Source organism: Myceligenerans salitolerans (assembly GCF_017349295.1).
GTDB lineage: Bacteria > Actinomycetota > Actinomycetes > Actinomycetales > Cellulomonadaceae > Myceligenerans > Myceligenerans salitolerans.
The window spans coordinates 219,182-234,183 of sequence record NZ_JAFMPK010000048.1 but is presented as its reverse complement, the minus strand read 5'-3'; the positions used below and the strand labels follow the sequence as shown (position 1 = coordinate 234,183).

The following is a 15,002-nucleotide window of genomic DNA, read 5'->3' as shown; positions in this document are numbered from 1 at the left end:
CTTGTGTATCGCACCTTGTGGCGCGGCGCCTGCCGACGGCGACATCCGTTGCCTTGGAGGGCTGCGCGCGCAAGGTTCACCGCACCCCACCACGGGAGCAAGCGGGTGAAATCTCGTGATTTCACCCGGGATGCCCCCAATCTCGCTTGACCCGGACGAGCCCTGACGGCAAGTCTTCATGCCGACCGCCCGGCCGACACGCGGCGAGGCGGCGGAAACATGAGGACGGGTGGGCAACCGCAGATGGGTCAGGGCACCAACAGATTCGCGTTCGCGGCGAGGAAGGCGGTGGCCCGCACACTGGCCGCCGCCGTCGTCTACGGGACAGCCGTCGTAGCACCGGCCGCGGTACCGGCCGCGGTACCGGCCGCGGCCGCGCAGGACGCACCAGTGGCCGTCGCAGTGGACCACTCGGACCCCTCGGACCGCAGGGAGTCCATGGCCTCGGCCGCGCCGCGGGGCACGGCCACCGCACCGCTGGGCGCCCCGGTGGCCGGTGCCCGGCTGCCCGCGCTGATCGCCGACGGGCTGGCCGAGTCGTCGCACAGCCGGTACGTGTACGACGGAGGCAGCGAGACGGTGAAGGTGACGGTCCGCACCACCATCCGGAACCTGAAGCCGGACCAGGGCCTCATGTACTTCTTCTGGAACTCCTACGGCGTGCCCGTGCCCAAGGGAGCGCAGAACGTCACCGCGACGAGCGCCGGCCAGTCGCTGTCCGTGCGCTTCGAACCCACGGAGGACGAGTTCACGAACTGGGCGACCGCCTCGTTCTCGAACTTGCGCTACGGGCAGAGCCGCACCATCGACTGGAGCTACACGATCCCGGGCGACCCGATCCGGTCCGAGGGGTACACCCGCGTGGGCAAGGGCTACGCCACCTTCGCGACCCAGGCGGTCGGCGACCCCGGCTCGGTGAGCGTGGAGGTCGTCGCGCCGGAGGCGATGGAGTTCACGAACATGGTCGGCGAGTTCAGCGAGGAGAAGGCCGACGGCCGCAGAACCTGGTCCACCAGCGCGGTGACGGACGAGTACGGCATCTGGTCCCCCGTCTCGCTGCGCAACCCCGACCAGGCCGACACCACCCAGGTGAAGGTCGGCGGGGAGAAGCTGACCCTGCTCAGCTTCCCGGACGACAAGAAGTGGACGACGTTCGTCAAGAAGCGGCTCACCGACGGACTGCCCGTCGTGGAGGACATGGTGGGCCAGGACTGGCCCGGCGGCCTCAAGCAGATCCGCGAGGACGTCTCGCCGGAGGTCATCGGCTACGCCTGGTACGACGGTCAGACGGAGGAGATCGTCATCGGGGAGGACCTCGACGAGCAACTCTTCTACCACGAACTGACCCACACCTGGGTGAACGGCGAGACCCTCGAGGGCCGGTGGCTCGTCGAAGGGCTCACCGAGACCATCGCCCGGCGGGTCGTGAAGGAGACCGGCGGCAAGGTCGACCGGAGGAAGACCACCCGGGACGCCGACGGCGCCCTCGCGCTGAGCACCTGGGAGCACCCCGCGCAGGACTTCAGGGACGTCGACCGCCCCACGGAGGACTACGCCTACGCGGCGGCGCCGGCGACCGTCGAGAAGCTCGTCGCGGACCTCGACGACAAGCAGTTCACCGACCTCGTCGCGGCCCTGCTGGAAGGTCAGTCCGCCTACGAGGAGCCCGGTGACAAGCACGTCTGGAAGTCGCCCGGCTGGCGCCAGCTGCTCGACCTGCTCGAGGACCGCGCCGGGGTCGAGGGCGCCCAGAAGACGCTGAAGACCTGGGTGCTCACCGAGAAGGAGAAGAAGGAGCTGCCCAAGCGCGCCGAGGAGCGCGAGCACTACTTCGCCCTCGACGAGGCCGACGGCGAATGGGAGCCCCCGCAGGGCGTACGCGTCCGGATGACGCAGTGGGAGTTCGACCGCGCCGCCGAGGCGCGCGAGGCGATCGGTGACGACGTCCCCGAGGCGGCGCGCCGCATCCAGGAGGCCGCCGCCGCGGCAGGGTTCCCCGACCCGTCGGCCGCGCGCGACGCGTACGAGAAGGCCGGCAGCGGACTCGACTACACCGAGCTCACCGAGACGATGCCCCGCACCGCGGACGTGACCGAACAGGTCAGCGAGGCCGTGCGGCGCGCCGACGCGGAACGCGACCCGGTCACCGAGCTGGCGGAGACCATGCTGTTCACCGCGGACGCCGCCGACCTCGCGGTCCAGGACCTCGACGAAGGTGACGTCGACGCCGCCGCCGAGGGCGCCGCACACGTCTCACAGCTCGTCGACCTCGCTCGTTGGGTCGGCATCCTCCTGGTCGTGCTCGTCCTCGGTGTCGTGCTCCTCGTGGCCTGGCTGGTGATCCGTGCCCGACGACGGCGCCGGACGGCCCCGGCGCCCGCGACGCCGGACCTACCGGCGGAGGCAGGAGTGTCCGACCAGGTGGAGCAGTGGTTGTCCGACCGGGCCGAGCAGCCTGGCGACGGGTCGTCGCAGCCGTCGACGAGTTCCGAGGAAGCTCCTGCGCCGGCTTCGCGGCCGGGCGGGCCCGGTGCGACGGAAGCCGTGCCCCCGCTGCCGCCGCACAAGCTGCCGCCGCCGACCGGCCCCTGGGACACCGAGCCGGACGAACCGCGGCAGGCCGCCACCGACCCGGATGACAGCGCCGCCGACGGCCGCGCCGCCGCCGGCGGGTCACCGGGCGACGACGGTCCGGCCGACGACGCCACGGCTGGGGGTGCTCCGGCCGGCGACGCTTCGGCTGCGGGTGCTCCGGCCGGCGACGCTTCGGCCGAGGACGCTCCGGCCGACGGCGGTACTCCCGACGACGAGGCACCGGCCGGCGACGGTCCTGACGGCGATCGGGCGGAAGGCACCACCTCCGACGACGGCGGACAGGGGCCGGTGCCCCCGCCGTCGTAGTACTTCGCACCGGTCGGGAACAGACACCACGGGGCCAAGGTTGAGCTATACAGACTCAACTTTGGCCCCGTCGGCTTGCCAGCCAGCCACCGGGGATCTAGGTTGAGTGCAGCAGACTCAACCCATGCGACGGCGGCCACTCTGGTCGTCGTCGGCCCTGCGAAGGAGAACGACATGTCCCGATCCGTCGGTATCGACCTGGGTACCACCAACTCGGTGGTCGCTGTCCTGGAGGGCGGCGAGCCCACCGTCATCGCGAACGCGGAGGGCTCGCGCACGACGCCGTCCGTGGTCGCCTTCTCCAAGACCGGCGAGGTCCTGGTCGGTGAGGTCGCGAAGCGTCAGGCCGTCACCAACGTGGACCGGACGATCTCGTCGGTCAAGCGCCACATGGGCACGGACTGGTCGCAGGACATCGACGACAAGACCTACACCGCGCAGGAGATCTCCGCGCGCATCCTCGGCAAGCTCAAGCGCGACGCGGAGGAGTACCTGGGTGAGCCCGTCACCGAGGCCGTCATCACCGTTCCCGCGTACTTCAACGACGCGGAGCGGCAGGCGACGAAGGACGCCGGCCAGATCGCGGGCCTCACGGTCCAGCGCATCGTCAACGAGCCGACCGCGGCCGCGCTCGCGTACGGCCTGGACAAGGGCAAGGAGGACGAGCTCATTCTCGTCTTCGACCTGGGTGGCGGTACGTTCGACGTGTCGCTGCTGGAGGTCGGCAAGGACGAGGACGACTTCTCCACCATCCAGGTGCGTGCCACCTCCGGTGACAACCGCCTGGGCGGCGACGACTGGGACCAGCGCGTCGTCGAGCACCTGATCAAGCAGGTGAAGAACTCCGAGGGCGTCGACCTGTCCAAGGACAAGATCGCCCTGCAGCGCCTCCGTGAGGCCGCCGAGCAGGCGAAGAAGGAGCTCTCGTCCGCGACGAGCACCAACATCTCGATGCAGTACCTGTCGATGAGCGAGAACGGCCCCATCCACCTGGACGAGAAGCTCACGCGGGCGCAGTTCCAGCAGATGACGCAGGACCTCATCGACCGCACCAAGCAGCCGTTCCACGCCGTGATCCGCGACGCCGGCATCTCGGTGTCGGACATCGACCACGTCGTGCTCGTGGGCGGTTCCACCCGCATGCCGGCCGTCACCGAGGTCGTCAAGGAACTCACCGGCGGCAAGGAGCCCAACAAGGGCGTGAACCCGGACGAGGTCGTGGCCGTCGGCGCCGCGCTGCAGGCCGGTGTCATCTCCGGTGACCGCAAGGACGTCCTGCTCATCGACGTGACCCCGCTGTCGCTCGGCATCGAGACCAAGGGCGGCGTCATGACGCGCCTCATCGAGCGCAACACCGCGATCCCGACCAAGCGCAGCGAGGTCTTCTCCACGGCGGACGACAACCAACCGTCCGTGGCGATCCAGGTGTTCCAGGGCGAGCGCGAGTTCACCCGTGACAACAAGCCGCTGGGCGTCTTCGAGCTCACGGGCATCGCCCCGGCCCCCCGCGGCGTGCCGCAGATCGAGGTCACGTTCGACATCGACGCCAACGGCATCGTGCACGTGTCCGCGAAGGACCGCGGCACCGGCATGGAGCAGTCCATGAAGATCACCGGCGGCTCGGCCCTCCCCAAGGAGGACATCGACCGCATGGTCAAGGACGCCGAGGCGCACGCCGAGGAGGACAAGAAGCGTCGCGAGGAGGCGGACACCCGCAACCAGGCCGAGGCCTTCGCGTACTCGATGGAGAAGCAGATCGCGGACAACCGCGACAAGCTTCCCGCCGACGTGGTTTCGGAGGTCGAGGCCGACGTGGCGGCGGTGAAGACCGCACTGGAGGGCGAGGACGCCGACGCCGTGAAGTCCGCCTACGAGAAGCTGGGCGCGTCGTCCCAGAAGATCGGCCAGGCGCTCTACGCCGCGGCCGAGTCCGAGGGCGGCCAGCCCGGTGCGGAGGGCGCACCGGCGAGCGGCGAACCGAAGCAGGCGGCCGACGACGACGTCGTCGACGCCGAGATCGTGGATGACGAGGGCGATAAGAAGTGACCGAACAGACGCCACAGGACTCGTCCGGGCCCGAGAACTCGGGAGAGCGCTCGTTCGAGTTCCACGACAAGCGCAGGATCGATCCGGAGTCCGGCACGCCGCGCCAGCCGGGTGACTCGGACGGCGGCTCCGGGGACGGCAGCGGCCCCGGAGACGGCGGGGCCGCCGACAGCGGGCCCACCGGCGACGAGCCCGCCGGGAACGCGGCGGACGCCGACACGGACCCGCTGGAGGCGCTCGACTTCGAGCCGTCCGGCGAGGCCGGGGAGGATGCCGCCGTGCTCGCGGCCAAGGCCGAGGCCGCACAGCACCTCGACGCGCTGCAGCGCGAGCGCGCGAGCTTCACGAACTACCGCAACCGTGCGCTGCGCGACCAGGAGATCGCGCGGGAACGGGGCGTGCAGGACGTGCTGGCCGCACTCCTCCCCGTGCTCGACGACGTCGAGCGGGCGAAGCAGCACGGCGAGCTGAACGGCCCGATGGCGGCCATCGCGGAGAAGCTGGACCAGTCTCTCGCCAAGTTCGGCGTCGAGCGGTTCGGCCAGGTGGGTGAGGAGTTCGACCCGCAGGTGCATGATGCGCTCATGCACAACACCGACGCCGAGGCCACCAGCACCACGGTGAACCTCGTCGTCGAGCCCGGTTACCGGATCGGCGAGAAGGTCGTGCGCGCGGCGCGCGTCGGCGTCGTCGGTCCCGAGTGACTCCCCGGTGGTGGGGCCGTCTGCGGCCCCACCACCGCCCGACCACCGCAGACGGAGGTGCCGTGACCGGTCAGGACTGGATGGAGAAGGACTTCTACGCCGAGCTCGGCGTGCCCAAGGACGCCGACGAAGCGGCGATCAAGAAGGCCTACCGGAAGCTGGCCCGGACGTACCACCCGGACCAGAACAAGGGCGACGAGCAGGCCGAGGCCAGGTTCAAGGCGATCGGCGAGGCGTACGCGGTGCTCTCCGACCCGGAGCAGCGGCGTCAGTACGACGCGATCCGCGCCATGGCCGGCGGCGCCCGGTTCTCGGCCGGCCCGGGCGGTGGCGGAGCCGGCGGTTTCGAGGACATCCTCGGGGCCATGTTCGGTGGCGGCGGTGCGGGCGCCGGCCCGCGAGTGCGGTACTCGCAGAGGCCGGGCGGAGGGCCCGGTGCCGCGGGCTTCGAGGACATCCTGGGCGGCATGTTCGGCGGTGGTGGCGGTTCGCCGGCCGGCTTCCGCGTCCCGGAACGCGGTGCGGACGTGCAGGCGTCGACCACGCTGCCGTTCCGCACGGCCCTGGAAGGCGCCACCGTCGACCTGACGGTCGACGGCCGCAAGCTCACGGCGCGGATCCCGGCCGGTGTGAACGACGGCCAGAAGATCCGGCTGCGAGGCAAGGGGCGGCCGGGCGTCGGCGGCGGCGAAGCCGGCGATCTCCTGATCACCGTCCATGTGACGGAGCACCCGGTGTTCACGCTCGACGGCGCGAACGTCCGCCTCACACTGCCGGTGACCTTTCCTGAGGCGACCCTGGGAGCGACGGTCGAGGTTCCGACGCCGTCAGGGGAGACGGTGAGGATGAAGCTGCCGCCGGGGACGCCCTCGGGCAAGGTGCTGCGCGCCAAGGGCCGCGGCGTGCGTACGGCGCGTGCGACGGGAGACCTCCTGGTCACCGTGCAGGTGGTGGTCCCGCAGAAGCTGAGCAAGGGTGCCCGGGAGGCGCTCGAGGCCTTCGCGGCGGCGAGCGACGGCACCGACCCGCGTGCGGACCTCGCGGAGCGGGCGAAGGAGTAGGAGAGAGCGTGGCCGACGACGCACCGGTGTTCACCGTGTCCCAGGCGGCGGAGCTCGCGGGCATGCATCCGCAGACGCTTCGCCAGTACGACCGGCTGGGGCTGGTCGTGGCCCGGCGTACCCGGGGGCGAGGCCGCCGGTACTCGTTGCGCGACGTCGCCCGGCTGCGGCAGGTGCAGGAACTCGCGCAGGGCGAGGGCATCAATCTCGCGGGGATCAAGCGCATCCTCGACCTCGAGGCGCACGTGTCGATGCTGGAGGAACGGCTCGAGGACGCGCTGGTGCAGCTGCAGCAGACCGGAAGGGTCTTCGCCGCGGGGACGAGCGGTGACGTGGTCGTGGTGCCCCGCGGCCGTCGGGTGCGCCGCGGTGAGATCCATGTCGAGGAGACCGTGGTGGAGCGTGCCGAGGGAGGCCGTCGTACGCGCGCGTCCGGCGCGCTCGTGCTCTGGCGGCCGCACCGCGGTGAACGGGGCTGAAGGGTCAGCGCACCCCATCCCCGGATTTTGTTGATGCCATTGTTTCTCAATGGCATTCTTCCGTTCGTGGCCCTGGATAAAGCTCAGGCAAGCCTTTCCTGGCTATCCGATCCCCGGCTTGTGGAATATGTTGGTGAGTGACCACGGAACGCCCGGCGAACCGCCCGGCGTGCCGTTCGTACCGGGGAGGCAAGCATGAGCACGTTGATGGACATGCCCGAGGTCGCCGAATGCTCGGTGGAGGGCTGCGGATACAACCATGACCATGGCTGTCACGCCGGCGCCGTCACCATCGCCGGCCATTCCGGCGACGCGTCCTGCGCGACGTTCATCCCGCTGAGCACCAAGGGCGGGTTGGAGAAGGTCATCGCTCACGTGGGCGCCTGCCAGCGCGGCGAGTGCACGCACAACGACCAGCTGGAATGCACGGCCGGCTCCATCCGTGTCGGGGCGGGCCCGGACGACGCGAGCCACGCGGACTGCCTGACGTTCGAAGCGCGCTGAACCGTCCGGCGCGGTCGCGATCCGTCGCACGGCGGCAGGGCGCGGGCCGTGGAGGTGTCTCGCCCTGCTGTGCCGCGGAGCGCGGCCGCACCCGCGGACGTGGTGGGCCGTGCCGGACACCGGCCCGGCGGCCCGCCCGACGGTCAGCGGCTCAGGTGCGAGAGCAGCATGAGCGCCGCCTCGTGCGTGTCGGGCAGACGCTCCAGCCAGACGCGGGTGGGGCGCCGCACCTCGGCGGTCAGCCCCAGCACCTCGGCGTTGTGCTCGACCACACGGCGTAGCGCCTGGCCGGTGTCGGCGGTCGCCCTCCCGCGCTCGCACAGGACGGCGTAGGTGGCGTCCGTGATCGCCGCCATGGGGTGTCCCTCGCCGAAGACCTGGTGCAGGGTGCGGCCGATGGCCGCGGAACGGGCGAGACGCTGCCAGGTGTCGAGGTCGTCGATGCCGACGTCGAGCATGAGCAGGCAGTGGGTGGCGGCGACGGTGCTGCCGTCGCGTTGCGCGGCGCCGTAGGTCTCCCGGAGACGTTCGGCGAGGTACTCGCCGGTGGGCAGGCCGGTCGCCGGATCGTGCGCGGTCACCTGGAGCGGGACGCGTTCGTTCTCCGTTACCCAGCCGACGGCGACGGCACGCATCACGTGCGGGGGAATCGGTAGCCGGGCGACCGCGTACAGCACGGTGACGTCGTCGAGCGTCTCGGCGATGCCCGCGCCGACGGCGGCGCGGGCAGCACCGAGACGCTCGGCAGGCCCGTCGACCGGCCGGTCGTCCACCACTGCTTCCACGAGTGCCTCGACAGCCGGGTGGTACCAGTCCCCAGGACGGATCCACACCGTGGCCAAGCTCTCGTCGCGCCAGCGTTCTCGCAGGCCGCGGACAGGATTCCGGGCCTTCTGCTGCGACTCGCTCATAATTGTTGGACCCCCACGGGGATACATCATGACGCATATTCAGACCGGTGAGACCACCCCCGGCACAATTTCATCCGTGGTTTCACCCTCCCGCGTTCCGCGCCAATGGGCCTATAGTCTGATCCGTCAAGTGTGTTCCGGGGCCGATGGCGGACCACACCGGACGAGCACGAGACCGAGGGCGGCGAGGGTGGCAACGTGACGCAAGTGGATCGCGGCGCTGGAGAAGCGCCGAGCGACGCCGAGTTGATCCTCCAGGTCAGGTCAGGTGACCGGGAGGCGTTCGGCACGCTCTACACGCGTCATGCCGCGGCCGCTCGAGCGCTCGCGCGCCAGTACGTGAAGCCCGGCGACGCGGAGGACGTCGTCGCCGACGCCTTCGGGAAGCTGTACGAGATGCTGCGCCGGGGCGCCGGCCCGGACAGCGGGTTCCGTACCTATCTCTACACGGTCGTGCGCCACCGCGCGTACGACGTGTCCAGGGGCGCCAGCCGGATGCGCCCCGCGGAGGACGCCGAGATCGAGGCCGCGCTCGGGCGGGTGGCCTCCTCGGAGGACCCCGCTCTCCAGGGCTTCGAGCGCTCCGTCGTCTCGCGCGCGTACTTCGGCCTGCCGGAACGCTGGCGGGAGGTGCTCTGGTACTGCCTGGTCGACGACCTCAAGCCCGCCCAGGTCGCCCCCGTGCTGGGACTCACGCCGAACGGTGTGTCCGCGCTCCTGTACCGGGCGAAGGACGCTCTGCGCGACGGATATCTGCAGCAGCACCTGACCCACGCGCCGTCGGACACGTGCCGCGCGGTGAACCCCCACCTCGGCGGGTATGTTCGTGACAGCCTGTCGCGCCGGGAGAAGGCGCGGATCGAGGACCACCTGTCGACCTGCGGCACGTGCAGCGCCCTGGTCCTGGAACTGGCGGACGTCGCGCACGGGATGAAGTGCGTGGTCGCGCCCCTGGTGCTGGGCGCCGCCGGGCTGGCTCTCGTCGGCTCCGCGATTCCCGTGGGAGCGAGCCTCGCGGCAGCGGTCAAGGCGGCGTCGGCCGGCGGCATCACGGGGACCTCGGCAGGCGGTGGGGCCATGGGCGGTGTGGGGAGCGCCGCAGCCGGCAGCTCCGGCATGGGCGTCGGGGCGAGTGCGACCGCCGGCGCCACGGCGGGCGCGGGAACCACGGCGGGTGCCGGCGCGACGGCGACCGTCGGCTCGACCGCCGGGGCCGCGGCGACCGTGGGAGCGTCCGCCACGAGCACGGCGGCCGGTGTCGCCGGGGCGACCGCGGGCGCGACCGCGGTGGGCGTGGTCGGGGCCGGTGGCGCCGCCGCCACGGGCGGTGCGATGGCGGCCGGCGCGATCACGGTCGCGACCGTCGGCGTGGTGGCCGCGCTGCAGATCATCGGCACCCACGCCGAGGCCGAGCCGGACGGGCCGCCCGCGGCCGTCGTGGCCTCGCCCGTGGCCTCGCCGTCGCCGCGGCCGACGACGACCGGGCAGCCGTTCGTCCCGCCGGACGAGAGCGCCGCGGACCCGGCCAACCTGCTCCCGCTCGTCGAGGACCTGTCCCTGGCGTTCACCGGCGGTGATGCGCCGTTGCAGCCGCGAGAGGCGCAGGACCTCGTGCTCAGGCTGGAGAACCACGGTGGCGCCGAGGTCACCGGAACCACGGTGCACCTCACCCTTCCCGACGGCATGACGATGGCGGCGCAGGACTCGCCGTCGGGCTCCGGCTTCGGTCGGTCGATCGTCGACACCGACACCGGCGACAAGCCTTCTTCCGGCGGGAACGAGGCCGGCGGTGCCGGCAAGGGTGCCGCCGGCAAGGGCGCCGCCGGCGACCGGGATGCCGGTGACGCGGCCGACGGCGCAGCCGCAGCGGACGACGGCGACTCGACGGAGTCGCCGGCGGGCGGGGCGGACACCGCCACCGGTGACGGAGGGGCGGACACCGACGGGAACGGCGGTGTCCCGGAGGAGACTCCCTCGGACCGGACCACCGCTCCGGTGCGGACCGTCTGCACACCCGGCGCCGAACCCGGTGCGGTGGTCTGCGACGTCGGGCACCTCGGTGCCGGCGTGACGCACGAGGTACAGGTCACGGTGCGCGCGCAGGCGGGCGGCAGCTACCCGATCGGGGCCGAGCTGCGGGCGGACGACATCGATGCCACCTCCATGGAGCTCCCGGCGCGCCGGGTGGCATCCTTCGGCCCCGAGCTCACGGCTCAGGCCGGAGCCTTCGGACTCGCCTCGCCCGGCAGGGGAGTCCTTCCCCTGCGGATCGGGAACACCGGTGACGAGCGCGCCGCGTCGGACTGGTCGATGGCGGTGACGCTGCCGGAGGGGGTGCGGCCGGCCGTGCAGCAGGACGCGCTGGTCTGCACGACGATCGAGTCACGGACCTGGTCCTGCGTCGCCGGGGAACCGACCGGGATGGAGCCGGGGCACTGGCGTGAACTTCCGCTGTCCGTCGTCGCGTTCTCGAACTCCGTGGCCGCGCAGGTCTCCGGGACGGCCGTCGCGGCACCGGCGGGTGTCTCCCACGCACGTGACGCCCGGGCCCAGGTCGTCGTGACGCCGGCCTGGGCGGGTGCCGCCCAGGGCGCCGGAGCCCTCACGTCGAGCTGCGTCGCGTCCGGTGGCCTCGCCGAGGCGAAGGCCGCGATCGCCGGAACGTACACGAACACGACACCGGGGACGGTGTTCGTCACGCTGGAGGCGGCGGGCGACAGCGCCTCGCACGCCGATCCGGTCTCCCCCGGCCAGAGCGTCACGCTCCGGCGCGACGAAGGCATCCGGGTTCCCGGCGGTTCGGCGACCTGGGTGCTCACCCGGACGGTGGAGGGCACGGCGTACGAGCACCGGGTGCCCGCGGGCGAACTGCCCGCCGTGGACTGCTACGACCCCGACTGGGCCGCCACGGCGAAGGCCGAGACGGTCAACACGGCCGGACGGGTGGGCGTCCGTGGCACTCTCGCCAACGCGTCGGACGAGCCCATGAACGTGAAGATGATCGTGCAGGCGAAGTCCGGCCGGCTCGTCTCGGAGGCGCGGACCGTGCCGCCGGGCGGCCGTGACACCTTCACCGTTCCCACGGGGGCCAAGCGTCTGCCCGCCGGCGCCGTGACGTTCGAGCTGGCTCGCTGGACCTTCGACGAGGACGGCGATCCGCCGAAGAGCGCTGCCCGGCCCGAGGCGGGGCCGCGGGCCACGTATGCCCAGGCGGTGATCGCGCCGTCGTACACCGGCCAGCACACGATGAGCGCGGAATGTGCCTACGACGCCGGGCGCGGCGCCTCGATCGGGACCTTCCGGATCCCTGTCGACAACACCTCGTCGACGTTGCCCGTGACCTTCCGGCTCGGCGGCGCGACGCACACGGTGGCGGCCGGTGAGGCCGGGACCCTCGTCGCGCGCGTTCCCTGGGGCACCGGCAAGCTCCCGCTGCTCTCGGGCGACGATCCGCTGGGCGACATCGACGTGACGTTCTCGTCCTGCGCCCAGGTGGACTGGCCCGAGGACTCGATCGAGGTGCACGTCGAGAGCCAGTGCGTGGACGGACGCGAACAGGTGGTCGCCGACGTGCGGAACACGAGCGGTGCGACCTGGAAGGGCCGTCTGGTGGGGAAGTACTCCGGACGGAACGGTGACGAGGCCGAGGTGCCGGCCGGAGGGTCGGCACAGCTCGCGCTACCGGGCTCGGACGCCCCGGTCCCCGACCTGGAGGTGCTCGTGCGGCTCCATCGGGAGTTCGAGGGAGCCGTGCGCGTGGTCGAGCGGGACTACGACGTCGTGCGGGTGACGTGCCGGCCGGAGGACAGGTGCCACGACGGGGAGGAAGCACCGAACTGGCTCGCGGCGCTGTTCGGCCGCCAGTGCACGGACAAGGACCGGGACGACCGTGGCGAACACGTCGAGCAGGCGACGTTCATGCCACCCGTGTTCTGGGGCCGGAGCCAGGGCGCCTGACAGCCGTCACACGACGCCGTACAGCCGGTCGCCCGCGTCGCCCAGGCCGGGGACGATGTAGGCCTTCTCGTTGAGACGCTCGTCCACGGCCGCGACGACGATCTCGACATCCACCCGGTCTCCCGCGTGCTGCTCGACGACCTTCAGCCCCTCGGGTGCCGCGAGCAGGCAGACGGCGGTGACCTCGCGCGCGCCGCGCTCGAAGACGTAGTCGATCGCCGCGACGAGCGTGCCTCCCGTGGCCAGCATCGGGTCGAGGAGGAACACGTGGCGCCCGGTGAGGTCGTCGGGCAGGCGGTTGGCGTACGTGACGGCCTTGAGCGTCTCCTCGTCGCGCATCATCCCGAGGAATCCCACCTCCGCCGTCGGGAGCAGGCGAGTCATGCCGTCGAGCATGCCGAGGCCCGCGCGCAGGATGGGTACCACGAGCGGGGCGGGGGAGGCCAGCGTGGTCCCGGTCATCGACGTGACCGGGGTCCGGATCTCCTTCGGCTCCGTGGCGATGCCCCGGGTGGCCTCGTAGGCGAGCAGGGTGACGAGCTCGTCCACCAGCAGCCGGAACGTGGCGGACGGCGTGGTCTCGTCCCGCAGGGTGGTGAGCTTGTGGTCCACCAGCGGGTGATCGGCAACGTGCAGGCGCATGAGGCCACCGTACCGGCCGGTGAATAGGCTGGGCCGCATGACCGACGGCTTTCCGGGTGTGACGCTCGCCGAGCGAACGGCGACGTGGGAGTCCGCGATGGGCGCCGCGCTGGCCGAGGCCGCCGCGGCGCTCGGGTCCGGCGACGTTCCCGTGGGCGCCGTGGTGCTGGACGAGGCGGGACGCACCATCGCCGTCGGGCGCAACGAGCGCGAAGCTGCGGGCGACCCGACCGCGCACGCCGAGGTCCAGGCGTTGCGCGCTGCCGCGGCCGTGCGGGGCGAGTGGCGGTTGGAGGGCTGCACGCTCGTGGTCACGCTCGAGCCGTGCGTGATGTGCGCGGGTGCGCTGCTACTGGCGCGGGTGTCACGGCTGGTCCTCGGGGCCTGGGACGCGAAGGCCGGGGCCACCGGCTCGGTGTGGGACCTGGTCCGCGACCGCCGCGGCAACCACGAGATCGAGGTGATCGGCGGGATCCGCGAGGAGGAGTGCGGCGCCGTCCTGCGCGACTTCTTCGACGCCTGCCGACCGCGCTGAGAGCCCGGAGCCGCCTCGTCCATGGCCGGTCTGTCGCCGGCCGGCCCGGTTTGCCGCCGACCGCCCCGGTCAGCCGCTGGCCGGCCCGGTCAGCGGCCGCCCCGGTCATGGCGACCACGCCATCTTGAGGGGGTGGGAGCGCGCCCATCCCCTCAAGATGGCGTGGTCGACGACATGGCGTGGTCGCGCGCGGGTGCCGACGGCTCTGTTCAGGCCGCCCCGGGAACCAGCCAGTTCGTCGTGCGGCTCGCCAGGTCGGTGATACCGCCGCGGTCGGACGGCGAGTAGGTGCCCACCCGGGTTCCCGGGTGCAGGCGGGGATCGCCCTCGTAGAGCTCGGCGAGCTCCTCGGCGGCGACGTCGTCCCCGGCGTCGGCCGCGACGAGGAGGTGCGCGAGCTCGTCGGCAAGGGCATCGAACTCCTCGGACGACACGTCGAGGCCGGCCATACCCGCTGCGGCGGCGGCCCGCTTGCCCGCTGCCTGCGGGGCGTCGTCGGGGAGTGCTCCGATGACGGGTCCCCACACGTCCCACAGCAGCAACTCGTCACGGTGCCGGTGTGCCACCTCGAGCAGCACGTAGCGCCGCACGAAGTCCCGGCCTGCGAGCTCCGGCACACCTGCCACGCCGTACTTGGCCGGGTCGGCCGCACCGGCCTGGATCGCGAGCCAGGCCTGCGCCGCGGTGACGAACGGCTGGTCCAGGTCGGACGCCGGGTCACGGGTCGCCGCGACGGGCATGTCGTACGGGTCGAAGTCCCACTCGTCGCCAGGCGTGAGCTCCGGGTCCCAGCGGACCCACCGGGTGCCGTCCCAGTGCTCGGCCACCACGTGATCGACGCCGGAGCCGGGCTCGAGGTAGTGGGCGAAGCCGATCCGGGAACGGGCCGGCACGCCGTGGGTGCGCAGCACGCCGAGCGAGAACAAGGTGTGGTCGCGACAGCAGCCGGCGACCTGCCGGTCGGCTTCACGCGGTGAGGTGAGCGGGCCCGCGGCACGCTCGGTCGCGGCGTCGAGGATCGACGAGAGCCAGCGCCGGTCGATGTCGTTCCACTGTTCCGGGGTGGGCCCGTCGGGCAGGTTCTGGTCCCGGTAGTGCACCACCGTGGCGCAGGCCGCGGTGTGCACCGCGAGCGGTTCGGGCGGGATGGCGGTGAGCAGGTCGGTGTGCGGCGCGGGATCGCTGTACGGGCTGTGGGTGGCCCAGTCGCCAAGGCTCGGAGCAGGCACGTCGTCGTCCCTTCACGGTTGCGGTGAGGCGAC

Annotated in this window: 11 protein-coding genes; 8 read left to right on the top strand and 3 right to left on the bottom strand. The window is 72.0% G+C overall.

Going from position 1 to position 15,002, the window contains the following annotated elements; all coding sequences use genetic code 11:
* Nucleotides 1–288 precede the first annotated feature (288 nt).
* From J0911_RS19065 to J0911_RS19040, 6 genes are all read left to right on the top strand, one after another.
* The gene (locus J0911_RS19065; RefSeq protein ID WP_207277067.1) at nucleotides 289–2,901 is read left to right on the top strand and encodes a hypothetical protein; all 2,613 of its coding nucleotides are present in this window, start codon (nucleotides 289–291) and stop codon (nucleotides 2,899–2,901) included.
* A 174-nt stretch (nucleotides 2,902–3,075) separates the two neighbouring features.
* A complete protein-coding gene (gene dnaK / locus J0911_RS19060; RefSeq protein WP_207277066.1) occupies nucleotides 3,076–4,947 on the top strand; it encodes a molecular chaperone DnaK in 1,872 nt (623 codons plus the stop codon).
* The gene (grpE, locus tag J0911_RS20655; RefSeq protein ID WP_207277065.1) at nucleotides 4,944–5,651 is read left to right on the top strand and encodes a nucleotide exchange factor GrpE; all 708 of its coding nucleotides are present in this window, start codon (nucleotides 4,944–4,946) and stop codon (nucleotides 5,649–5,651) included. Before dnaK ends, grpE begins: the two co-directional genes overlap by 4 nt.
* A 62-nt stretch (nucleotides 5,652–5,713) precedes the next feature.
* A complete protein-coding gene (locus tag J0911_RS19050) occupies nucleotides 5,714–6,712 on the top strand; it encodes a DnaJ C-terminal domain-containing protein (RefSeq protein WP_207277064.1) in 999 nt (332 codons plus the stop codon).
* 8 nt (nucleotides 6,713–6,720) lie between these two features.
* A complete protein-coding gene (locus J0911_RS19045) occupies nucleotides 6,721–7,191 on the top strand; it encodes a heat shock protein transcriptional repressor HspR (RefSeq protein ID WP_207277063.1) in 471 nt (156 codons plus the stop codon).
* A 195-nt stretch (nucleotides 7,192–7,386) separates the two neighbouring features.
* A complete protein-coding gene (locus J0911_RS19040) occupies nucleotides 7,387–7,695 on the top strand; it encodes a DUF1540 domain-containing protein (RefSeq protein WP_207277062.1) in 309 nt (102 codons plus the stop codon).
* Nucleotides 7,696–7,838: 143 nt separating this feature from the next.
* Here the strand turns inward: J0911_RS19040 and J0911_RS19035 are convergent, their stop codons facing one another.
* On the bottom strand, nucleotides 7,839–8,606 hold the full coding sequence (locus tag J0911_RS19035) for a hypothetical protein (protein WP_207277061.1): 768 nt from the start codon (nucleotides 8,604–8,606) through the stop codon (nucleotides 7,839–7,841).
* A gap of 198 nt (nucleotides 8,607–8,804) precedes the next feature.
* Between J0911_RS19035 and J0911_RS19030 the strand changes: the two genes are divergently transcribed.
* The gene (locus tag J0911_RS19030) at nucleotides 8,805–12,563 is read left to right on the top strand and encodes a sigma-70 family RNA polymerase sigma factor (protein WP_207277060.1); all 3,759 of its coding nucleotides are present in this window, start codon (nucleotides 8,805–8,807) and stop codon (nucleotides 12,561–12,563) included.
* 6 nt (nucleotides 12,564–12,569) lie between these two features.
* Here the strand turns inward: J0911_RS19030 and upp are convergent, their stop codons facing one another.
* A complete protein-coding gene (gene upp / locus J0911_RS19025) occupies nucleotides 12,570–13,205 on the bottom strand; it encodes a uracil phosphoribosyltransferase (RefSeq protein WP_207277059.1) in 636 nt (211 codons plus the stop codon).
* A gap of 97 nt (nucleotides 13,206–13,302) precedes the next feature.
* Here upp and J0911_RS19020 point away from each other — a divergent pair, with 97 nt between their 5' ends.
* Nucleotides 13,303–13,740 carry a nucleoside deaminase gene (locus tag J0911_RS19020; RefSeq protein ID WP_207277111.1) on the top strand — a complete coding sequence of 146 codons (438 nt, stop codon included), beginning with the start codon at nucleotides 13,303–13,305 and terminating at the stop codon, nucleotides 13,738–13,740.
* A gap of 209 nt (nucleotides 13,741–13,949) precedes the next feature.
* Here J0911_RS19020 and J0911_RS19015 read toward each other — a convergent pair whose 3' ends face one another.
* Nucleotides 13,950–14,969 (bottom strand): transglutaminase domain-containing protein, encoded by a 1,020-nt coding sequence (locus J0911_RS19015; RefSeq protein WP_207277058.1) that lies wholly within the window; start codon nucleotides 14,967–14,969, stop codon nucleotides 13,950–13,952.
* Between the last annotated feature and the right edge of the window lie 33 nt (nucleotides 14,970–15,002).